The organism is Thioclava sp. F42-5, assembly GCF_002213195.1.
Classification (GTDB): domain Bacteria; phylum Pseudomonadota; class Alphaproteobacteria; order Rhodobacterales; family Rhodobacteraceae; genus Thioclava; species Thioclava nitratireducens.
In genome coordinates this window covers 105,417-129,887 of the sequence record NZ_NBNZ01000006.1, presented here as the reverse complement: position 1 = coordinate 129,887, position 24,471 = coordinate 105,417, and the positions used below count along the sequence as shown (strand labels likewise).

The 24,471-nt window shown below is 64.8% G+C and carries 19 protein-coding genes; 9 read left to right on the top strand and 10 right to left on the bottom strand.

From position 1 onward, the window contains the following. The first annotated feature begins 293 nt into the window (after positions 1-293). From B6V74_RS15455 to B6V74_RS15440, 4 genes are all read left to right on the top strand, one after another. Entirely contained in the window at positions 294-2,609 is a 2,316-nt protein-coding gene (locus B6V74_RS15455; RefSeq protein WP_088723309.1) for a glycosyltransferase family 2 protein, read from the top strand. A gap of 64 nt (positions 2,610-2,673) precedes the next feature. Further along, positions 2,674-3,339, top strand: coding sequence for an SDR family oxidoreductase (locus B6V74_RS15450; protein ID WP_088723308.1), 666 nt, complete (start codon positions 2,674-2,676; stop codon positions 3,337-3,339). Between the two features lie 44 nt (positions 3,340-3,383). Further along, on the top strand, positions 3,384-4,427 hold the full coding sequence (locus tag B6V74_RS15445) for a glycosyltransferase family 2 protein (protein WP_088723307.1): 1,044 nt from the start codon (positions 3,384-3,386) through the stop codon (positions 4,425-4,427). 175 nt (positions 4,428-4,602) lie between these two features. Continuing rightward, entirely contained in the window at positions 4,603-5,541 is a 939-nt protein-coding gene (locus tag B6V74_RS15440) for a phosphoadenosine phosphosulfate reductase (RefSeq protein WP_240497124.1), read from the top strand. 95 nt (positions 5,542-5,636) lie between these two features. Here the strand turns inward: B6V74_RS15440 and B6V74_RS15435 are convergent, their stop codons facing one another. After that, complete coding sequence (locus tag B6V74_RS15435; protein WP_075775077.1) at positions 5,637-5,849, bottom strand: DUF1127 domain-containing protein; 213 nt, start codon at positions 5,847-5,849, stop codon at positions 5,637-5,639. Between the two features lie 174 nt (positions 5,850-6,023). Here B6V74_RS15435 and pyrC point away from each other — a divergent pair, with 174 nt between their 5' ends. The 3 genes from pyrC to B6V74_RS15420 all read left to right on the top strand — a co-directional run bounded on the left by pyrC (position 6,024) and on the right by B6V74_RS15420 (position 9,586). Next, positions 6,024-7,064, top strand: coding sequence for a dihydroorotase (gene pyrC / locus B6V74_RS15430; protein WP_088723306.1), 1,041 nt, complete (start codon positions 6,024-6,026; stop codon positions 7,062-7,064). Between the two features lie 109 nt (positions 7,065-7,173). Then, positions 7,174-7,851 carry an orotate phosphoribosyltransferase gene (locus B6V74_RS15425; protein ID WP_075775149.1) on the top strand — a complete coding sequence of 226 codons (678 nt, stop codon included), beginning with the start codon at positions 7,174-7,176 and terminating at the stop codon, positions 7,849-7,851. Positions 7,852-8,086: 235 nt separating this feature from the next. After that, on the top strand, positions 8,087-9,586 hold the full coding sequence (locus B6V74_RS15420) for a replicative DNA helicase (protein ID WP_088723305.1): 1,500 nt from the start codon (positions 8,087-8,089) through the stop codon (positions 9,584-9,586). A gap of 164 nt (positions 9,587-9,750) precedes the next feature. Here B6V74_RS15420 and B6V74_RS15415 read toward each other — a convergent pair whose 3' ends face one another. The 3 genes from B6V74_RS15415 to B6V74_RS15405 all read right to left on the bottom strand — a co-directional run bounded on the left by B6V74_RS15415 (position 9,751) and on the right by B6V74_RS15405 (position 15,091). Continuing rightward, on the bottom strand, positions 9,751-12,318 hold the full coding sequence (locus B6V74_RS15415; RefSeq protein ID WP_088723304.1) for a PBP1A family penicillin-binding protein: 2,568 nt from the start codon (positions 12,316-12,318) through the stop codon (positions 9,751-9,753). 167 nt (positions 12,319-12,485) lie between these two features. Next, complete coding sequence (locus tag B6V74_RS15410; RefSeq protein WP_088723303.1) at positions 12,486-13,700, bottom strand: N-acetylmuramoyl-L-alanine amidase; 1,215 nt, start codon at positions 13,698-13,700, stop codon at positions 12,486-12,488. A gap of 251 nt (positions 13,701-13,951) precedes the next feature. Beyond that, a complete protein-coding gene (locus tag B6V74_RS15405) occupies positions 13,952-15,091 on the bottom strand; it encodes an aminotransferase class I/II-fold pyridoxal phosphate-dependent enzyme (protein ID WP_088723302.1) in 1,140 nt (379 codons plus the stop codon). 168 nt (positions 15,092-15,259) lie between these two features. Here B6V74_RS15405 and B6V74_RS15400 point away from each other — a divergent pair, with 168 nt between their 5' ends. Further along, complete coding sequence (locus tag B6V74_RS15400; RefSeq protein WP_088723301.1) at positions 15,260-16,030, top strand: DsbA family protein; 771 nt, start codon at positions 15,260-15,262, stop codon at positions 16,028-16,030. Between the two features lie 262 nt (positions 16,031-16,292). Here the strand turns inward: B6V74_RS15400 and B6V74_RS15395 are convergent, their stop codons facing one another. The 4 genes from B6V74_RS15395 to hemA all read right to left on the bottom strand — a co-directional run bounded on the left by B6V74_RS15395 (position 16,293) and on the right by hemA (position 20,953). After that, positions 16,293-16,991 (bottom strand): DUF1236 domain-containing protein, encoded by a 699-nt coding sequence (locus tag B6V74_RS15395; RefSeq protein WP_075775084.1) that lies wholly within the window; start codon positions 16,989-16,991, stop codon positions 16,293-16,295. Positions 16,992-17,146: 155 nt separating this feature from the next. After that, positions 17,147-18,268: a flavodoxin-dependent (E)-4-hydroxy-3-methylbut-2-enyl-diphosphate synthase gene (gene ispG / locus B6V74_RS15390; protein WP_075775085.1), complete on the bottom strand. Its 1,122-nt coding sequence runs from the start codon at positions 18,266-18,268 to the stop codon at positions 17,147-17,149. Between the two features lie 84 nt (positions 18,269-18,352). Continuing rightward, on the bottom strand, positions 18,353-19,615 hold the full coding sequence (locus B6V74_RS15385; RefSeq protein WP_075775086.1) for a helix-turn-helix domain-containing protein: 1,263 nt from the start codon (positions 19,613-19,615) through the stop codon (positions 18,353-18,355). Between the two features lie 108 nt (positions 19,616-19,723). Continuing rightward, the gene (gene hemA, locus B6V74_RS15380; RefSeq protein ID WP_075775087.1) at positions 19,724-20,953 is read right to left on the bottom strand and encodes a 5-aminolevulinate synthase; all 1,230 of its coding nucleotides are present in this window, start codon (positions 20,951-20,953) and stop codon (positions 19,724-19,726) included. A 222-nt stretch (positions 20,954-21,175) separates the two neighbouring features. Here hemA and B6V74_RS15375 point away from each other — a divergent pair, with 222 nt between their 5' ends. Next, entirely contained in the window at positions 21,176-22,552 is a 1,377-nt protein-coding gene (locus B6V74_RS15375; protein ID WP_088723300.1) for a dipeptidase, read from the top strand. A 113-nt stretch (positions 22,553-22,665) separates the two neighbouring features. Here the strand turns inward: B6V74_RS15375 and B6V74_RS15370 are convergent, their stop codons facing one another. Together B6V74_RS15370 and B6V74_RS15365 are read right to left on the bottom strand one after the other, a co-directional pair. Then, positions 22,666-23,100: a c-type cytochrome gene (locus B6V74_RS15370; protein WP_088723299.1), complete on the bottom strand. Its 435-nt coding sequence runs from the start codon at positions 23,098-23,100 to the stop codon at positions 22,666-22,668. Then, positions 23,100-24,470: a multicopper oxidase family protein gene (locus tag B6V74_RS15365; RefSeq protein WP_088723298.1), complete on the bottom strand. Its 1,371-nt coding sequence runs from the start codon at positions 24,468-24,470 to the stop codon at positions 23,100-23,102. The genes B6V74_RS15370 and B6V74_RS15365 overlap by 1 nt, the downstream gene beginning before the upstream one ends. Position 24,471: the final 1 nt, after the last annotated feature.

Below are 24,471 nucleotides of genomic sequence, written 5' to 3'. Positions count from 1 at the left end.
AGAACCACACCCGTCGCCGATCCACCCTCCTGCAAGGCTGTATTTTCGGCCTCTGAGAGCACACGACGCGCTCACGCAAGCACCTCGCCCCGCGCCGTCATTGGGGGGCTTTTTTCGCGGTCTAATCCGCTGTCGCGCGCGCTCCGCCGCGATTGCCCCGGTTTCGCCATTCCCATCGCGCGAAATCGCCCCGTTCGGAGGCGACATCGATTCCCGGACGCGCGGGTTCGCGTGGCCTTTATCGCGTCGCCCCCTGCATGCTAGTTGCAACGAAAGGCAGTTTCGAGATCGACATGGGCAAGCAACGAGTGATCCGGCGCAGGATGGAGGCGCAAACGGGCAAGCCCGCGCTGCTCGACGCGGTGGGCTGGACCGACGAGACCGATCTCGGTCCCCGTCACCATCTGCGCGCCTTCTTCGCCGCCCCTTCGCAGGCCGAGGATCTGAACCTCGACCCGGTGCCCGGCGCCGCGCATCTGGCCGAGGCGCGCAATGTCGCGGGCGCGGTGATGGGGATCTATGAACCGACCGCGCCGGGACCGATCCAGGCCGCGATGGCCGGGCCTGATGGTCCGGAATTGCGTGAGATCACCCCTGCCGCGCCAGATTGGGACATGTTCGAGGGCCGCAACTGTCTGTTTGGGCTTCGGCTGGAGGAAAGCGTCGAGACGGTGCTCGATTGGCTCTGCTGGCATCACGACCATCACGGCGCAACGGGCGCGGTGATCGTGAACCGCGCGCCCGAGAGCAGTCCGGCAGGTAGCGGCGAAGCTTTCGCCGACGCGCTGGAGGCGGGCATGGCGCTGCGCGAGTTGGACCTGCCGGTCGCGATCCTTGAAAGCCCGCTGCCGCTCGGCAAGCCGGGGATGGGGCCGGAGAACCATGTCTTCCTCGCCCCGGACGCGCCCGGCAAGGACCGGATGGAGCCGCCCGCCCCCGATCCGCAGCTGAGCCCGCTGGGCCAGGCGCTGATCTTCGAGATCGCGAAATGGCGGTTCTTCGCGAAGGCGGCCTCGGTGCTGGTGCTCGACGTGACCGATCTTCTGGCGGCGCGCGAGCCGGGCCAGCCCTCGGCTTTCGAGGCCACGCAACAGGCCGAGAACGGCGTGATCCTTCTGGTGGGCCGCCGAATCTACCCTTGGCGCGTGCGCAACGATCAGCCCGCGCGCTTCCCCGACCATATCTGCCGTCAGTTCGACGCCCGGCGCGGCATCGCGCGCTGGGGCTGCGCGCCGGCCAAGGCCGGACTGGACAATACGTGGCGGCTGCTGCGCGTCAGCTATTGCCGCCCCGATCCGGGGCTGACCTATGGCTTCTGGCGCGCGATGGCGCTGCGGGTGCCGGGCACCTCGCCCGCGGAACTCGCGCCCAAGACCTCGCTGGTGGAAGACCCGCGCCTGCTGCAGATGTCGCGCGATGTCTGGGGGTTCAAGCCGGTGCGCCCACCGGTCTCGAAGGTGAAGGACGCGCCCGCGCAGGCGGTCGAGGCGGGCCGCACCGCCATCGTCACCACGATGAAGAACGAAGGCCCCTTCATCCTCGAATGGATCGCCTATCACCGCGCGATCGGGGTGGATGATTTCCTCGTCTATACGAACGACTGCACCGACGGCACCGATACGATGCTCGATCTGCTGCAGGCCAAGGGCTACGTCCAGCACCGCGAGAACCCGTTCCGCACGATGGTCGATATGAAGCCCCAGCACGCGGCGCTGGCGGCGGCGGAGACCGAGCCGGTGATCACCAAGGCGGGCTGGTCGATCTGCATGGATGTGGACGAGTTCATCAATGTGAAGATCGGCGACGGTACGCTGAAATCGCTGTATCAGGCGATGGGCGAGGCGAACATGATCTCGCTTACCTGGCGGCTGTTCGGCAATAACGACGTCCACGCATACGAGGACAGCTTCATCACCGGGCAATTCACCCGCTGCGCCCCCGAGATCGTGCGCAAACCGCATCAGGCCTGGGGCTTCAAGACGCTGTTTCGCAATATCGCGCTCTACAAGAAGCTGGGCGTTCACCGCCCCAAGGGGCTGAACCCGGACCTCTGGGATCAGGTGAACTGGCTCAACGGCTCGGGCCAGCCGATGCCGCGCGAGATGTTCCGCAATGGCTGGCGCTCGACGCTCGACACCTATGGCTATGACTGGGTGCAGCTGAACCATTACGCGGTGCGCTCGGCCGAGAGCTTCCTCGTGAAGCGCGCCCGCGGCCGGGTGAACCATGTCGATCGCGATCAGGGGCTGAACTACTGGTTCCGGATGAACCATAACGCGGTCGAGGATCGCTCGATCCAGCGGATGCTGCCTGCGGCCCGCGCCGAGTTCGACCGGATGATGGCCGATCCCGAGATCGCGGCGGCGCATCACCACGCTGTCGCCAGCCACCGTGCGAAGATCGCGGAGCTGATGGCGCGCCCCGACCAGCGGGAGTTCTACGAGACGCTGACATCGGAGCGGTTCGAGGCGCTCTCGCGGATGCTGCATGTCTTCGGCTCTGCCGTGTTCAACACCGGCCCGCACGTAATTCCCGACGACCTGCATGCCCGAAACCTGCCCGCGGATTTCTTCTTTACCGTCGAAGCTCCGGACGAGGCCGCGCACTAGGCGCGCCGCCTTTACCCAAGCGCGCCCTGACCTAGCTTTCCGGTCAAAGGAAAGGATACCAAACATGGCACGCATTTTCGTCATCGGCGCGACAGGCGGCGTCGGGCATCGGCTGGTCCCGCTTCTGATCGACGCAGGCCACGAGGTTACGGCGCTGCACCGCAAACCCGAGCAGGCCGACAGCCTGCGCGCGATGGGAGCCACACCCGTTCAGGGCGATCTCATGGAACTCACCGCGGGCGATTTCGAACCGATGTTCGAGGGACAGGACGCGGTCGTCTTCTCGGCGGGGGCTGCAGGCTCCGGGCTCGAACGCACCACCCGGATCGACGGCGACGCGCCGCTCGACGTGATCGCCGCGATGAACCGGATGAGCGTGCCGCGGCTCTACCTCGTCTCGGTCTTCCCCGATGCGGGGCGCGGCAAAGAGATCAAACCGGGCTTCGAGCATTACATGCTGGCGAAGAAAACCGCCGATGCTGCCGTGGTCGCGAGCGGGCTCGACTATGTCATCCTGCGCCCCGGCACCTTGATGGATGAGGATGGCGACGGGCGCGTGGCGCTGGCCCATGCGCTGAATTACGGCTCGGTCGCGCGCGGCCATGTCGCGGCGGTGCTCGCGGCCCTGATCGACACCCCCGAGGTGAGCCGTGAAATCCTCGAGCTGACCGACGGCACCGAAGAGATCGCTGCAAGCGTGGCAGCCCTGCCGCGCCGCGTCACCGTGTGATCCCAACCACTTGCGAGCGCGCGCGGCCCCTCTAGAGTGGCGCAATGCGTGCGCTCGCGATCACATCCGTCAAGAATGAAGGCCCGTTTCTGCTGGAATGGCTGGCCCATCACCGCGCCATCGGCTTTACGGATTTCCTTGTCTTTTCCAACGACTGCGACGACGGCACCGATGCGATGCTGGATCGGCTGCAGGAGATCGGCTGGCTGACCCATGTGCCCAATCCCGGCCCGTGGAAGGAAGGCCCCCAATGGGCCGCGCTCAAACAGGCCGATGCCCATCCGCTGGTGGCCCAGGCCGACTGGATCGCGGTGATCGACGTTGACGAATTCGTCACCATAAAGACCGGCGAAGGCACGCTGGACGCGCTGATCGAGGCCGTGCCGCAGGCCACCGCCTTCGCGATGACCTGGCGGCTCTTCGGCAATTGCGGCGTCGTCGCGTTCGAGGACCGCCCCGTCACGCAACAGTTCACTCGCTGTGCGCCGCCCGACATGCTCTGGCCGTGGCGCGCCTCGATGTTCAAGACGCTGTTCGCCAATACCGGCGCCTATGCCAAGCTCGGCGTCCACCGCCCCCTTGCACCACAGGACGACAAGCTGGCAGGCACGCTCTGGGTCGACGGATCGGGCCGCAAACTGCCGCCGCACTATCAGCGCCAGAAGCTGTTCACCCCACCGGGTAGCGCGCCCTACGACCTCGTGCAGCTCAACCATTACCCGCTGGGGTCGATGGAAGGCTACCTCGTGAAATGCGACCGGGGCCGGTCGAACCGGCGGGCCGGCGACTTCGACATGTCCTACTGGGTGGAGCGCAATTTCTCGGAGGTGGAGGACGATTCGATTCGTCGCCACGATGCGGGCACGCAGGACGCTCTTACAGAGCTGAGCGCCGATCCCGAGCTGACCCGCCTGCACAATGCGGCAGTTCTGTGGCGCAAGGAGCGGGCCCGCACGCTTTTGCGCGAAGAAGCCTACCGCGGGCTTTTCGGCCGGCTTCTCCTGTGCCCGCCGAGCCGCCCGCTCTCGCCTCAAGCCGCTAAGCTCATGGTGCGCCTTGCAAAAGCGGCCGCGGCCGAAAACCCGTAAACAAACATCCGAAAATGGGCCAATTGTCGCCTGTTAAGAAATGTGGCGGCAGATTCCTCGCTTGGCTCCTATTTGTGCCCCTTTCTTGCGGTGATACGTTGGGAGAGCAGAATTGGCGGTGTCCCGCCCGCATCCGCAACCCGCGAGATGCGCACGAAAGCTGAAAGAGGCGAAGGTGAGCAAGGCAGACACGGAGTGGCGCGCACGGCTGGAAGAGATCGCGGACGAGACCGGCTATTACGAGCCGCTCGGCGCCGATCACGAGGTGCTGTTCCATGACGACTCGCCCGTCCTGATCGTCAGCTTCGAGACCCGAGCCCAGATCGAGGCCGATGCCGACGAGGCCCTGCCCTTCGGCTACAAGATCGCCCGCGACGAAGGCTGGTCCGCGCTCAGCGTGATCGCTTCGGACGAAAGCTGGTTCCGGGATTCGGCGGTCTATGCCTATTTCGACCGACTCGTCGACGAGGCCTTCTTCGAAGATTTCGACCGGGTAGTCTTCTACGGTGCGGGCCCCGGCGGCTACGCGGCGGCGGCTTTCTCGGTCGCGGCGCCCGGCGCCACGGTGGTCGCGCTCGCCCCGCAGGCGACGCTCGATCCGACGCTCGCGGGCTGGGACGACCGTTTCCCGCAGACCCGCCGCATGTCCTTCACCGATCGCTACGGCTTCGCGCCCGAGATGCTCGACGGCGTAGCGCAGGCGTTCATATTCTATGACCCGTTCGAGCGACTCGACGCGATGCACGCAGCACTGTTCGCGCGGCCTTGCGTATCCTTGATGCCCTGCCGGCATATCGGCCCGGCCCCGGCGACGGCGCTGCTCGACATGGATATTCTCGACGAGGTGCTGATCGCCGCTGGCGCTGGCAAGCTGACCCCGTCGCTGTTCTGGACTTTCTTCCGCGCGCGGCGGCTGTCGAGACGCTATGTCTTCCGCCTGCTCGACCACCTGCGGAGGGCGCGCCGTCCGGTACTGGAGGCGATCATGTGCCGCGCGGTCGGGACGAGCCAGAACCGCCCGAAATTCCGCAATCGCTACGAAGCGCTCGCACAGAGGCTCGCCGAAGAAGGGATCGAGTTGCCCGAGCCGTTGCAACGCGCGGGCGCCGCCTGAAACCCCGAACAGTATTGCAGACATGTAAAAAGGGCGCGCCCCGGCGGGGGCACGCCCTTTTTCAATACGTGGCGCTTCGGCGCCCCGGACCGGGTTCAGATGTAGAAACGGTCGCGGAACACGTGGCGCACGATGCCGTCACGGGTCAGACCCATATCGGCAAGCTCAGCGTCGCTTTTCGCGTCGAGCGCGCGGATTTGATCTTGGCGCGACTGGCGCTCCATGTAGGCGACGAGGCCTTGTGCGATTGCTTGGCCCATACGAGCGAAGATCGATTGTCCGCCATGGGCGGTGGTAACGAATGCCATGGAAACCTCCTGAGGGTTTAGCGTACAGGTTCGTTTCCTCCCTTGGCGATGAACTTAGGTCAGCCTCGCTGCCTCTACTACCGCCATCTGCGCATCCCCGCCATGCATATGCTGCAGCGCGGCATGCGCGCACCCTCTGGATTCGCGCGCGACCTCGGGCTAAGGACTTTTCCCATGAACTCGATCACCCTGCCCCGCCCCGATGACTGGCACCTGCATCTGCGCGATGGCGCGATGCTGGAAGGTGTCGCCCCCGAAACCGCCCGCGATTTCGCCCGCGCGATCATCATGCCGAACCTCGTGCCGCCGGTGGTGCGCGGGGACGATGCCGCCGCCTATCGTGAGCGCATCCTGAAGGCGCTGCCGGAAGGGAGCGATTTCGAGCCGCTGATGACGCTCTACCTGACCGAAAAGACCGACGCGGAAGACGTGGCCAAAGCCGCAGCCTCCGGGCTGGTCAAGGCGGTGAAGCTCTATCCGGCGGGCGCCACGACGAACTCCGATTCCGGTGTGCGCGATTTCGACAAGGTGCGCGGCGTGCTGGAGAAGATGGCCGAGATTGGCCTGCCGCTTTGCGTCCATGGCGAAGTGACCCGCCCCGAAGTCGACATCTTCGACCGCGAAGCCGTGTTCATAGAAACCGTGCTCGACCCGATCCGGCGCGCGACGCCCGGTTTGCGCGTGGTGATGGAGCATATCACCACCAAGGACGGCGTCGATTACGTCTCCTCGCAGGGCGAGGACATGGGCGGAACGATCACCACGCATCACCTGATCATCAACCGCAACCATATCCTCGTGGGCGGGATCAAGCCGCATTACTACTGCCTGCCGGTCGCCAAGCGCGAGACGCATCGGCTGGCGCTTGTCGCCGCCGCGACCTCGGGCAATCCGCATTTCTTCCTCGGCACCGACTCTGCGCCGCATGTCGACGCGGCCAAGGAAAGCGGCTGCGGCTGCGCGGGCTGTTTCACCGCGACCAACACGATGCCGCTTCTGGCGCATGTGTTCGAGGCCGAGGACGCTCTCGATAAACTCGAGGCCTTCGCCTCGCGCAACGGCCCCGCCTTCTACCGGCTTCCGGTCAACGAGGCGACGCTCACGCTCGAGAAGACCGACCAGCCCAACAACTGGCCCGCCAAGATCGAGACCGGCGCGGGCCCCGTCACTCTCTTCGATCCGGGTTTCCCGGTCCATTGGCATGTAAAACGCTGATCTTCGCCTTGGCGCAAATATCCCCGCCGGAGGCTCCCAGGCCCGCCGGCGGACGCTCCGCGGGGGATATTTAGACCAAGCCGAAGCCAGTCTTGATAAGGACGAGATGATGATCCCCAGCTCCTTCCCCAGCAAAGAAGAAATCGCCCGCCTGACCGCGCGGATGCTTCTGGAAATCGAAGCGGTGCATTTCAACGCCGACGAGCCCTTCACGCTCGCCTCCGGCCTGCCCTCGCCGACCTATATCGATTGCCGCAAGCTGATCTCCTTCCCGCGTATCCGCTCGACGCTGATGGATTTCCTCGCCGTGACGGTGATGCGCGAAGCCGGCTTCGAGGCGTTCGACAATATCGCGGGCGGCGAGACGGCGGGCATTCCCTTCGCCGCGATGGTGGCGGAGCGTCTGGCGCTGCCGATGACCTATGTGCGCAAGAAGCCGAAGGGCTACGGGCGCAACGCGCGCATCGAAGGCGCGATGACCGAGGGCCAGCGCGTGCTCTTGGTCGAGGATCTGACGACCGATGGCGGCTCGAAGTTGAGCTTCGTCGATGCGATCCGCGACACCGGCGCGACCTGCGGCCATACCGCGGTGATCTTCTATTACGGAATCTTCCCCGAGACGGTCCCGAACCTGCGCGAGCATGGCGTCGAGCTGCATCACCTGTGTACCTGGTGGGACGTTCTGGCCGAGGCGCGCGAACAGGGCAGCTTCTCGAAAGAGACGCTCGACGAGGTCGAAGCCTTCCTGAGCGATCCGCGCCCGTGGCAGGACGCGCGCAAGGGCTGAAACGGCCCGAGATTTCTGTGGATGAAGCTGTGGATGCTCTGGGGAGCATTTTCGCCCGCGACTCTCGCTAATCGCGCCCTCTCGCGAAATGTGGTAGGTTCGGTCGCGACCGCACACTATAAATTCCGAAGACTCCGCTGAAACAGCGGGGTTTTCCCCAATCTTATCCAGATTCCTATTCCCCCCGACTGCGGTTAAAAGACCGCCTGAGGGACGGGGACACCGAGGCAGGAACATGAACGATCAGGCACAACGCCCCGATGAGGGGCAGCCCGGAAATTTGCCCGCAGAGGGCACCGTGCTGCCCCATAATATCGAAGCCGAACAGCAGCTTCTGGGTGCGATCCTCACGAATAACGACATCTTCGACCGGATCGCTTCCGTCATCAAACCGGAGCATTTCTACGAGCCGGTCCACCAGCGAATCTACGAGGTCGCGGCGGCGAAGATCCAGAAGAACGCGCTCGCCTCGCCGGTGACGCTGAAAGCCTATCTCGAGGACGATGCGGGCCTTCAGGAACTGGGCGGGCCAGCCTATCTGGCGCGTCTGGCGGGGGCGGCAATCTCGGCCTATGCGGCGCGCGACTACGCGCTGATGATCTACGAGATGGCGGTGCGGCGCGGGCTGATCGAACTGGGTCAGGATATCTCGTCGCGCGCGGGCAAACCGCAGATCGACGACGATCCGAAAGAGCAGATCGCGGCGGCCGAACAGCGGCTCTACACCTTGGCCGAAGAGGGTCAGGCGCAGAAGGGCTGGACCTCGTTCCTGTCGGCTGTGACCGAGGCCGTGCAATCGGCCAATGCCGCCTATCAGCGCGATGGCGGTCTGGCGGGCGTCTCGACGGGGCTGCGCGATCTCGACAAGAAGCTCGGTGGCTTCCACCCTTCGGATTTGCTGATCCTCGCGGGGCGTCCCTCGATGGGGAAAACCTCGCTTGCGACCAACATCGCCTTCAACATCGCCAAGGCCTACAAGAAGGGCATGCGCCACGACGGGGTCGAGGGCGCAATCGAAGGCGGCGTTGTCGGGTTCTTCTCGCTCGAGATGAGCGCGGAACAGCTGGCCGCGCGTATCTTGTCCGAAGCCTCCGAAGTGCCCTCCGAGCGCATCCGGCGCGGCGACATGACGGAGAGCGAATTCCGCCGCTTCGTCGAGGCCGCGAAAGCGCTGGAGAAATGCCCGCTCTATATCGACGATACGCCCGCCCTGCCGATCGGTCAGGTCGCCGCGCGCTGCCGCCGGCTGAAGCGGACGCACGGGCTCGACGTGGTGATCGTCGACTACCTGCAGCTGCTGCGCGGCTCGGGCCGGGGCGATAACCGTGTGCAGGAGATCGGCGAGATCTCGATGGGTCTGAAGGCCATCGCGAAGGAATTGAACATCCCCGTGGTCGCGCTGTCGCAGCTGTCGCGGACGGTGGAAAGCCGCGAGGACAAGCGCCCGCAGCTTTCCGATCTTCGGGAATCCGGCTCGATCGAACAGGATGCCGACGTGGTGATGTTCGTCTATCGCGACGAATATTATCACGAACGCCTCAAGCCACCGGAAGACGACCCGAAATTCGCCGAATGGATGCAGAAGGCCGAGCGCGTGCACGGCAAGGCCGAGGTGATCCTCGGCAAGCAACGTCACGGGCCGATCGGCACGGTGGAATTGGCCTTCGAGAGCCAGTTCACGCGCTTCTCGGATCTCGCCAAGCCTTGGCAGGGCGACGGCAGCGAAGGGTTCTGATCGGGGTAGCGGGGGGCTCTGCCCCCGTCCCTTGCGGGCCTCCCCCGGGATATTTGCGCAAGCCCGAAGGACGCCCTCCGAGATAGGAATAATCGAGCAGAAACGAGAAAGGGGGGCGAGCGCCCCCCTTTTTTACTGTCGGTCGGTTTTGACGCGTGCTGCGCTCAGTAGAGGCCGCCTGCCGAGAGCGAGCCGAAATCGGCCTTCTTCTTCGGAATGACCTTCTGCTGACCCGTCGAGGTGGTGACCGTGGTAGAGCCCGCGTCGTCACGCTCCCCCTGCGCGAAGAGCGGCAGGTTGGAGCCCATCGCGAAGCCGCCATCGACGACCAGCGAGCCGAGGCCCGACATGTCCTGACCGGGGCGCAGATATTCGGCTTGGACGAATTCGCCGGTGGCGGAGTCGGACAGACGCTCGCCGGTATAGCGGTTGAACTTGGCCCAGGTGCCACCCGGCGGAACCTTGAACTTCGAGCCGCCGAATTCCTTGATCGCCTCGCGCATGAACTCGTTGAAGACCGGGACGCAGAGTGTACCGCCATAAGCGTGACGGCCCAGCGAGCGCGGGTTGTCGTAGCCCATGTAGCACGAAGCCACGATGTTCGAGCTGAAGCCGGTGAACCAGACGTCTTTCGCGTCGTTCGTGGTGCCGGTCTTGCCCGCGATCGGAACCGGCAGGTCGACGCCGTAGCCGGAGCCGCGCTTCACCACGCCCTCCATCAAGGAGATCATCTGGTAGGCGGTGATCGGGTCGATGATCTGGTCGCGGTGGCTGACGATCTTCGGGCCCTGCCCCTCGGGCAGGTTCGGATCGTCGCAATTGTCGCAGCTGCGCTGGTCGTGACGGTAGATCGTGCGGCCGTAGCGGTCCTGCACGCGGTCGACCAGCGTCGGCTCCACCCGCTCGCCGCCATTGGCGAACATCGCGTAGGCCGAGATCAGGCGGAACATCGTGGTTTCCTGCGCGCCGAGCGCGTTGGCGAGGAAGCGGCGCATATGGTCGTAGACGCCGAATTTCTCCGCATAGGCGGCGACCGTGTCCATGCCGATTTCCTGCGCGATCCGGATCGTCATCAGGTTGCGCGAATGCTCGAGACCGGTGCGCATCGGCGTCGGGCCGTAATACTTGTTCGAGGCGTTCTTCGGGCGCCACATGCCCTGCGGCGTGTTCACCTCGATCGGCGCGTCGACCACGATCGTCTCGGGCGAGAAGCCGGAATCAAGCGCCGCCGCGTAGACGAAGGGTTTGAAGTTCGAGCCCGGCTGGCGCATCGCCTGCGTCGCGCGGTTATATACCGAAGCCTGATAGGAGAAGCCGCCCTGCATCGCCAACACGCGGCCGGTATTCACGTCCATCGCCATGAAGGCGCCTTCGACCTTCGGCACCTGGCGCAGCGTCCAGCGGATGAAGGAGCCGTCGCTATCGCTCGTCATCGCACGGACCTCGACCACGTCGCCGGTCTCCAGAAGATCCTGCGCCTGTTTCGCGCGCGGGCCGAGCTTGCCGTCATCTTTCAGCTTGCGCGCCCAGGTCACGTCTTCCGGCGGAATCCAGTGGCCGTCTTTGTCTTCCTCGATACCCTCGATGCCGATCCGGGCCGAACCGCCCTCGAAGCCCAGCACCACGGCCGGATGCCATCCCTCGATGTCGCGCGGCGCCTTGGCGGTCGAGACATCGTCGAGCGCGGCGCGCCAATCGGCCTCTTTCTTCAGCTTGTCCTCGGCGATCTTCGCGCCGGTGCCGCGCCAGACGCCCTGCTCGCGGTCGTATTTCTCCAGCGCGTGCTGCAGCGCCTTCGTCGCATGGGACTGAAGATCGGGGTTCACGGTCGCGCGGATGGTCAGGCCACCGCCGAAGAATTCCTCTTCGCCAAAGCTTTTCGACAGCTGGCGGCGGATTTCGTCGGTGAAATAGTCGCGCGGCGGAAGCTGTGCGCGGAACGGGGCGTAATCGCCGTTCTGCACGGATTTCAGCGGCTTGTTCTGCTCCGCTTCCATCGTCGCCTTGTCGATGCGGCCATCCTCGTACATCCGGCGCAGCACATAGTTGCGGCGATCCACGGCGGTTTTGTAGTCGCGCACGGGATGCAGATCGGCGGGCTTCTTCGGCAGCGCCGCGAGATAGGCGGCCTCGCCCACCGTCAGATCGGCGAGCGGCTTGTTGAAATAGGTCTGCGCCGCGGCGGCGACTCCGTAGGAGTTCTGGCCGAGATAGATCTCGTTGAGATAAAGCTCGAGGATACGGTCCTTGCTCAGCACATGTTCGATGCGCGAGGACAGGATCAGTTCCTTGATCTTGCGCTCCACCGAGCGGTCCGAGGACAGAAGCAGGTTCTTCGTCACCTGTTGGGTGATCGTCGAGGCCCCGCGCACGTCGCGCCCGCCCGATTTCACGGCGGTGAACATCGCCGCGGCGATCCCGCGCGGGTCGAAACCGGGGTGGATGTAGAAATTCTTGTCCTCCGCCGAGACGAACGCGCCCTTCACCCGGTCGGGAATGTCGCGGATCGGCACGAAGAGGCGGCGCTGCTCGGCGAATTCGTCAATCAGGCGGCCGTCGCCGTTATAGATGCGCGAGATGGTCTTGGGGCGGTATTGCGCAAGCTGGTCGTAGCTCGGCAGATCGCGCGAATAGATCCAGAAGATCGCCCCGATGGTGAGCGCCGCAAAGAACAGCCCGGTCACAACCCAGGAAAACACGCCGCCGATCGAGCCGAGAATGAAACGGATCACAGATACACCCCTTGCCTCGGGGCAGTTTACCCCATCGCGCCAGCCTATACATCGCGCCTTCGTGACGGTCAAAGTAATGTGCGCTCACGCTTCCGAGAAGACGCCGCGTGGTCATAATCTCGCCGAATGGGCGGATGACCGCGCGTCAGACCAGGAAAAACACGCGATTACTGGCGCAAAAGCTTCGCCTCGGCGGCATCGGCCTGCGCCCAGGTCTCGACACCCTTGGTGATCGCCGCAGCCATCCGGGCGCGCCAGTCGGGGTCTTTGAGCCGCGCCCGATCGGCAGGCGACGACAGGAAACCCAGCTCCACGAGGACGGACGGAATATCGGGTGATTTCAGCACCGAGAAATTCGCGCCCTGCACCGGGCGTTTGTGCATATGCAGCCCCGCTCCCTTGATCGCGCCCGCCAGCACCTGCGACAGCCGGACCGAGCGCGGCTGCGTGTCACGCCGCGCCAGATCTACGAGGATATGGGTGATCGCATCGCCCTGCCCGTTCAGATCGACACCTGCAAGGATATCGTCGCGGTCGTGGCGCTGGACCAGCTTGCGCGTGGCCTCGGTTTCGGCGTGATCGTCGAGCCGGTAGATCGTGGAGCCCGTCGCCCGCCCCTCGGCGATGGAATCGGCATGGAGCGAGATGAAGATATCCGCCCCCGCCGCACGCGCGACCGTCACGCGGGTCTCGAGCGGCACGAACACGTCCTGATCGCGCGTCATGACCACCTGCATCCCCGCGCGGCGCATCGCGTCGCGCAGCTGACGCGCGAAGCCGAGCACGATATCGGCCTCATGCGCGCCGCCATCCTCCGCACCCGGATCGATGCCACCATGGCCGGGATCGAGCACGACCTTCAGCGGCCGCGTCCCATCCTGACGGCGGTGCGGCGCGGGTGTCGGCGCGGGCTGCGGCAAGTCCCAGAGCGCGGAATCGGCTGCCCCCTTGCGCGGGGTGAACTTGGCAGCGGGCACTTTCTTTAGAGTCAGCGCGATTTGCGGATCGCCCTTGGTGCGCTCTTCGGAGCTCACGAGGCGCATCGGATGGGCCAGTTCGGCCACCATCCGCGACCAGCCGGGCCGGAACTTGCCCCAGCGCAGACCTTTGATCGCATCGCTGCCTTTCAGCAGATTTTCAGGTGGGTTGGCCCCGAAATTCAACTCGCGGAAGTCGATGACCAGCCGGTATGGATCGGCCAGCAGAAAGGCGCGATACGGCACCGGCTGGCTGATCCCGAGCGTGATCGCGAGCTTGTCTCCGCTTTGCGCGATCTGGCTGCGCGCGGGTGCGTATTGCGCCAAGGCCGACAGATCCTGCGCGCGCGCAGGCAGAGCCAGCGCGAGAGACATCGCGAGAAGAAGAATGAACCGCCCGATCATACGCGCCCCGTTTTTATGCGCTTTCGTTTTGCGGGCACTATAGCGGCCGGGTTCGCGCGGAGCAAAGGGCGAATGGGGCCGCCCTTGGCACGGGCGACCAACCCGGGCCGCGCCCGACCCTCCCCCATGGCAGGGCGCAATGGCGATGTCACCTCGCGCATGACCAACTTGCGGGCTTGCGGGATAAAGCGCCCGGCCACCAACGATACGACGCGCCCACCCAAGGGTCGGGCGCACCCTTCATCGCAACCTCAGCGGTTCTCCATGAAGCTCCGCAGCCGTTTGATCCCCTCGGCGACCCGCTCGGGGCTTTGCGCGTAGGAGAAGCGGATGGTCTGGGCGCCGCGATGGGGGTCGAAATCCATCCCCGGCGTGACCGCCACCCCGACGCTCTCGAGGATTTCCGCGGCGAAAGCGGCGCTATCCTCGGTCAGCTCCGACACATCGGCATAGAGGTAGAACGCCCCGTCGGGCGGCGCGATCCGGGTGAAGCCCATCTTCGGCAGCTCTTCGAGCAGCATCTGCCGGCTCTGCCCGTAGCGCGCGACATTCTCGGCCATCTCGTCGAGGCTCTCGAGCGCGCCCAGAGCCGCGACCTGACTCGCATGAGGGGCGCAGATGAACATGTGCTGCGCGAGACGCTCCACGGTGCGCAGATGGCTTTCCGGCACCACCATCCAGCCCACACGCCAGCCCGTCATCGAGAAATATTTCGAGAAGGAATTGATCACGAAGACGTCGTCGCTGATCTCCAGCGCCGAGACCGCACGACCCTCATATTGCAGCCCGTGATAGATCTCGTCCGAGATGAAAGCGATGTCGCGGGCCTGACAATGCTCGATCAGCGCCTGCAGCTCCGGCTTGCCCAACATCGTGCCCGACGGGTTGCCCGGCGAGGCCACGATCAGCCCGGCCAGATCGTCCGGGATTTCCTCGGGCGTCGGCTGGTAGCGGTTCTGCGCCTCGGTCGGAATGCCCATCGGCTCGATCGAGAGCGCCTTGAGGATCTGGCGGTAGCTCGGATAGCCCGGCTCGCCCAGCCCCACCTTGTCGCCTACGTCGAACAGCGCCGTGAAAGCCAGCTGGAACGCCCCGGAAGATCCCGAAGTGATGACCACGCGCGCGGGATCCAGATCGATGTCGTACCAGCGCTTGTAGAGCTTCGCGATCCCCTCGCGCAGATAGGGCAGCCCCAGCGCAACGGTGTAGCCCATCGGCTGGCTCTCCAGCGCCTCGGCCAGACGACGCTTGGCGGCTTTCGGTGCGGAAGTTCCCGGCTGGCCCACTTCCATATGCACGATGTCGCGGCCCGCAGCCTCCGCCTCGGCTGCCATGCGCAGCACATCCATCGCGATGAACGGTTCCACCTGCCCGCGTTTCGACTGCCGCATCCTGCCAACTCCTTGCCGCTTGAGATTTCGCCCAAGGGGTTAGGCCGAAGCCGCCCGAGCGTCAATGCGCCCGCATTTCGCCCTGCGCGATAACGCCCACTTGATCCCGCGCGTCCGAGCGGTCAGTTTGCTTGCGAACCAACAGGACCCGATCCAAAGGAAATGCCCATGCTCCGCACGCTTCTGGCCGCGACCGCCTTCGCCGCGCTCGCCACGGCCGCCCCGCTCACCCCGGCAGCCGCCCAGGATTTCGACTTCGCCAATATGTCCGACAGCCAGAAATCCGCATTCGGCGACGCCGTGCGCGAATATCTGATGGCGAACCCGCAGGTTCTGGTCGAGGCGATCAACGAGCTGGAGGCCAAGCAACAGGCCCAGCAGGCCGACAATGACAAGAAGCTCATCCAGACCAATGCGAAGGACATCTTCGAGGACAGTCACAGCTGGGTCGGCGGCAATCCCGATGGTGACATTACCATGGTCGAGTTCATGGATTACAAATGCACCTACTGCAAGAAAGCCTATAGCGAGGTCTCGGACCTGATCTCGAAGGACGGCAATATCCGCTTCATCGTCAAGGAATTCCCGATCCTCGGCCAGCAATCCGAACTGGCGGCGCGCTTCGCGGTGGCGACGAAGCAGATCAACGGCGACGACGCCTATGCGAAGATGCACGACACGCTGATGACCGCGCGGGGCGACCTGACCGTCGAGAGCCTGAGCCAGATCGCGAAGGATCAGGGTCTCGATCCGCAGCCGATCCTGAAGCAGATGAACGACGACTCGGTCACCGAGGTTCTGCGCCAGAACTACCAGCTGGCACAGCGCATGGCGATTTCGGGCACCCCGGCCTTCGTGATCGGCGGCCAAATGCTGCGCGGATATGCCCCCGAAGCCGCGATGGCGAAAATGGTCGCCGAAGAGCGCCAATCCGAGTGATCCGCACCTGAAGAACGCCGTGCAAAGCCTTCTTCAGGTTAATTTTTCGAGATTGTCAGCGCCGCCCGATTCGATCACGATCCGGGCGGCGTTTTCCTGTCGTTTGCCGTGACTCTCCACAGCTTTTGCGCGTTAGGCGGTCCTCGGTGGGTCGCGCATCGCGGCGGCGCGGCGCACCAGCGCCAGCAAGGTAAAAATGCCCCCCATAAAAGAACCGGCGCGATGACGCGCCGGCTCTCATGTCGCTTTCCGTCTCGGGGCCTTACGAGGCCGGGACGACGTAGACGATCGCGCGGTTGTCGGGATTCACGAAGACCGTGCGGTCGTTAATGTTGCCGTAGGCATAGGTGCTGTCGGGCACCGGCGTCAGCGTCACCACGTCCGGGACGACCTTGCCGGTCGCAACCTCGCCTTTCAGATAGACCGGTGCGACAGGGTGCTTCTCGACCCAGGTGATCGTGGTGGGTTCGGGCTTGGCGGCAGCGCCGACACCTGCGGCACCGACGAGCGCGCCGACCACGGCCCCCACGGGACCGCCCACGGCCGCGCCGGCCGCACCACCCGCGGCAGCACCGGTCAGCGCCGCGGCCCCCTGAGCGTCCTTGCTGGCGTTATCGCCCGGGACCTGAATCTGGTTCACCGTCACCGATTGCGGGTTCGTCGACAGAAGCGCCATCTGGCCGTCAACCATCACACCCAGCTGGCTGGCAGGGGCATAGCCGTTCATGCCGTCATAGGTAACCTGGCAGATCGTGCCGTCGGGCAGGCAGCCTTCGACCGGAATGGTCGAGCCGGCCATCACGGTCGCAACGGTTTTCGACGACGCTTCGACCCCTGCATGGATCGTCACGTCGCCCTGCGCCGTCGCCATAAGCGGCGGGCTGGTTTCAGCAAAAGCGGTGCCGGCGATCATCGTGGTGCTGGCAGCAGCAGCGAGAATAGTAGCGAGTTTGCGGGTCATTGGACTTACCTCCGTTATTACCCTGACCGTCATCAGCGACGGCCTCTCTCCGTTTGTGGAGAGGGAAATGTGGAGGGGGCCAAATCGTTCCGCGCCCACCTCATCACGCCAGCGTGAGGTGGGGCGAATTCAGGAGGCCGGAGGCGCTTTTCCGCTTACTCGGCGGCAGCTTTCTCCGCTTCGATCTCTGCTGATTTTTTCTCAACCAATTCAACGATATGGTCGATCATGTCCGCGTTGGACTGCTTGTGATCCTGCTTGCCGGCCATGTAAACCATGCCCGATCCGGCCCCGCCGCCGGTAAAGCCGATATCGGTCATCAGCGCTTCGCCGGGACCATTCACGACGCAGCCGATGATCGACAGCGAGATCGGCGTCTTGATGTGTTCGAGCCGTTGCTCGAGCTCTGCGACGGTCGCGATCACGTCGAACCCTTGCCGCGCGCAGGACGGGCAGGAGATGATCTGCACGCCGCGGGTGCGAAGCCCGAGCGATTTCAGGATCTCGAAACCGACCTTCACCTCTTCGACCGGATCGGCCGAGAGCGAGACGCGCAGCGTGTCGCCAATGCCCATCCACAGCAGGTTGCCCAGCCCGATCGCGGATTTCACCGTGCCGGAGGTCAGGCCGCCCGCCTCGGTGATGCCAAGGTGGATCGGCGCGTCGGTGGCCTCGGCGATGCCCTGGTAGGCTGCGGCGGCGAGGAACACGTCCGACGCCTTCACCGAAATCTTGTATTCGCGGAAATCGTGATCCTCGAGAATGCGGATATGGTCCATAGCGCTCTCGACCATCGCCTCGGGGCACGGCTCGCCGTATTTTTCCAGCAGGTGCCTCTCGAGAGAGCCCGCATTCACGCCGATCCGGATCGAACAGCCGTGATCCTTGGCGGCGCGCACGACCTCGGCCACGCGCTTCTCATCACCGATATTGCCGGGATTGATGCGCAGGCAGGCAGCTCCCGCCTCCGCCGCTTCGATCGCGCGTTTGTAGTGGAAATGGATGTCGGCAACGATCGGCACCGGGCTCTCGCGGCAAATCTCGCGCAGGGCGCGGGTGCTCGATTCATCCGGGGTCGAGACACGCACGATATCCGCGCCGACATCGGCCGCGCGGATCACCTGATCGAGCGTCGCGCGCACGTCCGAGCTGTCGGTATTGGTCATCGTCTGCACCGAGATCGGCGCATCGCCCCCCACGGGGACATTGCCGACCATGATCTGACGGGACTTGCGGCGATAGATATTGCGCCACGGGCGGACCGGGTTGAGAGACATGCAAACGCTCCTTCGAGACCTCGGCTCCTGATACGCCAAGGCCCGCTGCGGTGCAACGGGCCGGGGCGGATCGTGATCTGCGGATTATTGCTGGTCGGTTGCGGCCTGCGTCGCAGCATCGCCCGCATCGGCCACGGCGATCATCTTCGCGAGGTCCTTGTCCTGCGAGAGATTGGCGACCGGATAGGTCTCGTCGAGCGCAGCCGAAGACAGCTTGATGTTCTTGGTGACCTGGCCGCGCTTGCCGACCGGGCCATGCGTCACGCCGTTGACCGCGAAATAGATCGCGCCGGATTCACCCGTGCGCATCGTCGGCGGCTCTTCGAGCTTGGGCAGCACGTAGCGTTCGCCCGCATCCATGACCTTCTCGAACAGCGTCGCGCCATCGGCGGATTTGATCCGCACCCAGGACGGGCGCACGGCCAGCACGACGACGTCGGGCTGATCGGCTTCGAGCGCCTTGGCGACGGCGGATTGGATGTTGTTCTCGGGGCCCGCCGCGGAGGCGAGCTGCGTGCCTTTGGGCGCATCGTTGTTCTGCGCCAGACCGATCAGATTGGGCGTCAGGCCCGGAGCGGCTGCGCCCACCCCCTGCCCGGCCAGCGCGCCGGTCGCATTGGGGTCGATCGAGGCGATCGGCCCGTCACGCGAGACCAGCACCGGCGCGTCGAGCGCAGCCGGGCGGTAGATGCGTGCGGAGCGCTCGGGCTGGTTGACCTCGGGCAGCGTGTCATCGGCCTGCGCCATCTCCGGCCCGTCCTTGACCGAGTCGAGCGGGTCGAGATCGGCCATCACGCCGGGCGCCTGATCCACCGGGGTCAGCTGCACGCGCTGCACTTCCTGCAGCACGGTCCAGCCGCCATAGCCGATCCCGCCACCGATCAGCGCCAGCACGAACAGCGCACCGACCGCGCGCGGTTCGATCTTGCTCCAGATCGATTCCTTGCGCGGAATGAAAGCGGGATTGGCGAGCGCCTCGGCCATGTCCTTCGGGTCGCGCTGCGGCTTGGGGCCGGAGGCGGCCTCCGACATGCCGTGGGCGGGCGAATAGCCAGCCTCGTTGCAGAAGCGCTGGAACGACCATTCCGGGTCGAGACCGAGGTAACGTGCATAGGAGCGCACATAGCCCGCGATGAAGGAGGGCGTGTCGAAAGCTTCCACATCGCAGGCTTCAATGGCCGCGATATAGGCTGCCTTGATCCGGAGTTCGCGCTGAACATCAAGGAGCGATTTGGCGAGCGTCGCCCGCTCGCCGCGCATCACATCGCCAAGACGAAGTTCGAAATCGTCAAACCCTTTAGGTTTGACTTCGTCCTCCGTCGAAGGTTTAGCCCTTCGCCCGATCATGCTGCCTGTCCCTGCCGTTTTCCCGCCTGCGTCGATTCGGAGCCAATAGCCCCTTCGATTAACAAAGGCTTATCACAAGCAAGCGAGCCGCGCACGCGCCTATGTCGCTCAGGCGCTCGCTTCGGCGCGATTTAGCTCACAGCGCGCCCAAAGCGCATCCATGCCCTTGACCAGAGCGTCAATCATACCGGTGTCGTGCACCGGCGAGGGCGTAAAGCGCAGACGTTCGGTCCCGCGCGGGACGGTCGGGAAGTTGATCGGCTGGACATAGACGCCGAACTCGTCGAGCAGCATGTCCGACAAGGCCTTGGTATGCTTGGGATCTCCGATGATCACAGGCACGATATGCGAGCCGTGGTCGATGATCGGCATACCCATGCCCTTCAGGCGCATCTTGAGAATCTTCGCGTGCAGCTGCTGCTTGTCGCGCAGCTCCTGACCGCCCTCGCCTTTCAGGAAAGCGATCGACGCGGCAGCGCCAGCCGCGACCGCCGGCGGGATCGAGGTGGTGAAGATGAAGCCCGGCGCATAGGAGCGCACCGCGTCCACCATCTTGGCCGAAGCCGCGATATAGCCGCCGAACACACCGAAAGCTTTACCCAGCGTACCGTTGAAGATGTCGATCCGGTCCATCTCGCCCAGCTTCTCGGCGATACCGGCGCCGCGCGGGCCATACATGCCGACCGCGTGCACTTCGTCGAGATAGGTCAGCGCGCCGAATTCCTCGGCGAGGTCGCAGATGTCCGAGATCGGGCCGAAATCGCCATCCATCGAATAGACCGACTCGAAAGCGATCAGCTTCGGCGCGGCGGGATCGTCGGCGGCCATCAGTTCGCGCAGATGGGCGACGTCATTGTGGCGGAAGATACGCTTGGCGCCACCGTTGCGGCGGATGCCTTCGATCATCGAGGCGTGGTTCAGCTCGTCCGAATAAATGATCAGGCCGGGGAACAGCTTGGGCAGCGTGCTCAGCGTCGCGTCATTGGCGATATAGGCCGAGGAGAAGACCAGCGCGGCCTCCTTGCCGTGCAGATCGGCGATCTCATGCTCCAGCCGCTTGTGATAGACCGTGGTGCCGGAAATGTTGCGCGTCCCGCCCGAGCCTGCGCCGGTGGCGTCCAGCGCCTCGTGCATCGCCGCCAGCACAGCCGGATGCTGGCCCATGCCCAGGTAGTCGTTGCCGCACCAGATGGTGATGTCCTGCTTCGATCCGTCCGGCTTGGTCCAGACGGCATGGGGGAAATTGCCCTTCTCGCGCTCGATGTCGATGAAGACGCGATAGCGGCCTTCCTCGTGCAGCTTGTCAATCGCCTGATCGAGTGCGCGGTCGTAATCCATCTTATGCTTCCCTTGCATGACTGTTCGCTGGGTCTGCCCTAGAGGGCTCCACAAAGCGCGACATTGATAAATGTCAAATTCCTCTCCCTGAAGCGTAAAAATGTCGCAGATAGTCATGAAAAGCAAACATTCACTTTTCGCAATTTGTCGCACCCTTGCGTCACCCCCTCTGGACAGTCTCGCGCGCGGCCCTAGGCTGTGGCAAAAATAAAGGAGGCCTGCATGGCACTGAACGAGGTTCTCACCGAAATCGACAATGGTCTGGACGCCGCGATGGACCGTCTTTTCGAGTTGCTGAAAATCCGCTCGATCTCGACCGATCCGGCCTATCGCGAAGAGACCCACGAAGCCGCGGAATGGCTCGTCAAGGAGTTGAAATCGCTTGGCTTCGACGCGGAGCTGCGCCCGACCACGGGCCATCCGATGGTGGTCGCGCATTCCAAGGGCGACGGCCCGCGCCTGCTGTTCTACGGCCACTATGACGTGCAGCCGGTGGACCCGCTGGAGCTGTGGGACACGCCCCCCTTCGAGCCGCGCATCGAGGACACCGAGAACGGCCGCGTCATCCGTGGCCGCGGGGCCTCCGACGACAAGGGTCAGCTGATGACCTTCATCGAGGCCTGCCGCGCCTACAAGGCCGTGAACGGCGAATTGCCTGGCAATCTCGTGATCTTTCTTGAAGGCGAGGAAGAATCGGGCTCGCCCTCGCTGGTGCCCTTCCTCGAGAACAACCGCGAGGAACTGACCTGCGATCTGGCGCTGATCTGCGACACCTCGATGGTCTCCCCCGGCGTGCCCTCGATTGCGGGCAGCCTGCGCGGGATGCTGAAGGACGAATTCACCCTGCACGGTCCGCGCATCGACCTGCATTCGGGCCATTACGGCGGCCCCGCGCTGAACCCGCTGCGCGAGATTTCCAAACTGATCGCGAGCTTCCATGACCACAAGGGCCGCGTCGCCGTCGAGGGCTTCTACGAGGGCGTTCACGAAGTGCCTCAGGAGCAGCTCGAGGCCTGGAAGACCTGCGGCTTCGACGAGGAGGAATACCTTCACCACGCCGGGATGACCGTGCCGCACGGCGAAGAGGGTTACACGACGCTGGAGCAGCAATGGGCACGTCCGACGCTGGAGATCAACGGTCTCTGGGGCGGTTATCAGGGCGCGGGCTCGAAGACCGTGATTCCGGCCGAGGCGCATTGCAAGATCACCTGCCGCCTGGTGGGCGACATGGACCCCGCCCATGTGCGCAAGGTTCTGCGTAAACATGTCGAGGACCGCCTGCCCGTCGATGCGCGCATCACCTGGGACAACGATCTCGATGGCGCGCCGGCCTCCGTCATGGACACCTCGCGCCCGGAATTCGAAGCCGCGCGCCAGGCGCTGAGCGACGAATGGAACCGCGAGGCGGTTATCGTCGGCATGGGCGGCTCGATCCCGATCGGCTATTACTTCAAGTCGATCCTCGGCATGGATGCGATGCTCGTCGGGTTCGCCAATGACGACGACGCGATCCACTCCCCGAACGAGAAATACGACGTCAAAAGCTTCCACAAGGGGATCCGCTCCTGGGCGCGGATTCTCGACCGGATTGCGAAATAAGCCTGCGGCGAGGGCTTCGCGGCCCTCGCACAGCCGCGCTTCAGTCACCGGCCATTCGCCTCTCGCGAATGGCCGGAACCGTTTCAACTCCCGGATCGCGCCGGCGGCGGCCTCTACTGCCCGTCCCGCGCCGCCTGCACCGCCTGCATCCGCTCGGGCCATGTCGAGCGGATGAAGCCGAGGATGTCGAGGATTTCCGCATCGCTCAGCGTTCCGCCGAAACCCGGCATCCCACTCGGGAAATCGGCGACCCCACGCGCGGCCAAAGCTACCGCCCCGCCCTGCTTGACGTAATCGAACAGCAAGGCGGTCTCGTGGTGCCAAGTGTGGCCGGTGGCATCATGCGGCGGCGCCGGCAGAACCCCATCGGGCCCCGCCTCGCGCCAGTCCGGCTGCCCCTCAAGATCGGCGCCATGACAGCTCGCGCAATGGGTCGCGTAAAGCTGCTTGCCCCGAGCGATATCGCGCCCTTCAAGCGAGCTGGCGACCGCCGGAGACAGGGCAACGCCCCCTGTGATCGCGAGGCTGAGAAGGAATATCCGCCCCATCACGCCACCTTGATCCAGGACGTCATCCCCGCCGCCGCATGGGCCAGCATGTGACAGTGCAAAAGCCACTTGCCGGGGTTGTCGGCGGTGAAGGCGATCTCGTGGCTGCGCCCCGGGATCGTCAGCACCGTGTCGCGCATCGGGCCGAGGCTTCCATCCTCGCGCAGCTCGCGGAAATGCATTCCGTGCAGGTGCATCGCATGCGGGAAAGCGGTATCGTTGACGAAGCGCAGCCGCACCGGTTCGCCCTGCGACAGCTTCGCGAATGGCGTATCGCCCATTCCGGCCTGACCGGCCAGCGTCCAGAAATTGCCGCTTTGCATCAGGGCCTGCATCCGGTTGCGTGACATTCGGCCCATTGCGCCGCCCTCGATCTTCATCTCCAGCGGACGGGCCTGTGTCAGATCGGGCGGGTCCATGTTCGGATTGGGCGGCAGGACCGCAGGCGGATCGCGCCGCGTTCGGCTGGCCTCGCCCGAGATCGCGAAGCCGACCTGACGCTGCCATTGCTGATCATTGCCGAGCCGCTCGATCGCGGCCTCGGCGCCATCGCTGGTCACATCTACGATCAGGTCCACGCGCTGCGCAGGCGCGAGCACCAGTTCCTCGGGAATAGCCTCCGGCGCGGGCAGCGGCATCCCGTCGAGCGCCACCTGCCAGCCCGAAAGCCCGGTCAGGCGCAGCACGAAAATCCGCGCATTGGCGGCATTGATCAGCCGCAGGCGTAACCGTTCATGGCGCTTCGCCGTCAGGGTCAGGGCGTAATGCCCGTTGGTGCCCACGAGATTGCCGAAACGCCCGCCGTGGCTGAGGTCCATCGGATGGGTGAAATCCGGCTCCAGCTGCGCAGTATCGGGGTCGAGCAGCCAATCGTCGAGCAGCAGAACCTCGTCGCGATCGACATCCGGCGCCTCCGGCTCCTCGACGATCAGCGCACCGGAGAGACCGCGCGCGACCTGCTCCATCGACTTGGTATGCGCGTGATACCAATAGGTGCCCGCGTCCGGCACACGGAAATCATAGTCGAAGGTCTGGCCGGGCGGCACCGCGTCCTGCGTCAGCCCGGCCACGCCATCCATCGCATTGTCGATGCGGATGCCGTGCCAATGCACCGAGCTTGGCACGGCGAGCTTGTTGACGAAGCGGCGTTGCAGCCGCACCCCTTGGGCCACCCGAAGCTCCGGCCCGGGCAGCGTGCCGTCATAGGACCAGACCTCGGTCTGCGGATAGCCCTCGGGGGCGATCTGGGCCTTGGCCACCTGTGCGGTGAGCAGCGTCGGGGCGGTGGCCGCCCCTCCTGCACGCGCGGTCAGCGCAGACGCACCCATCCCGGCGAGAACCGCACGGCGGGTCAGTTGGAAGTTCCGCATC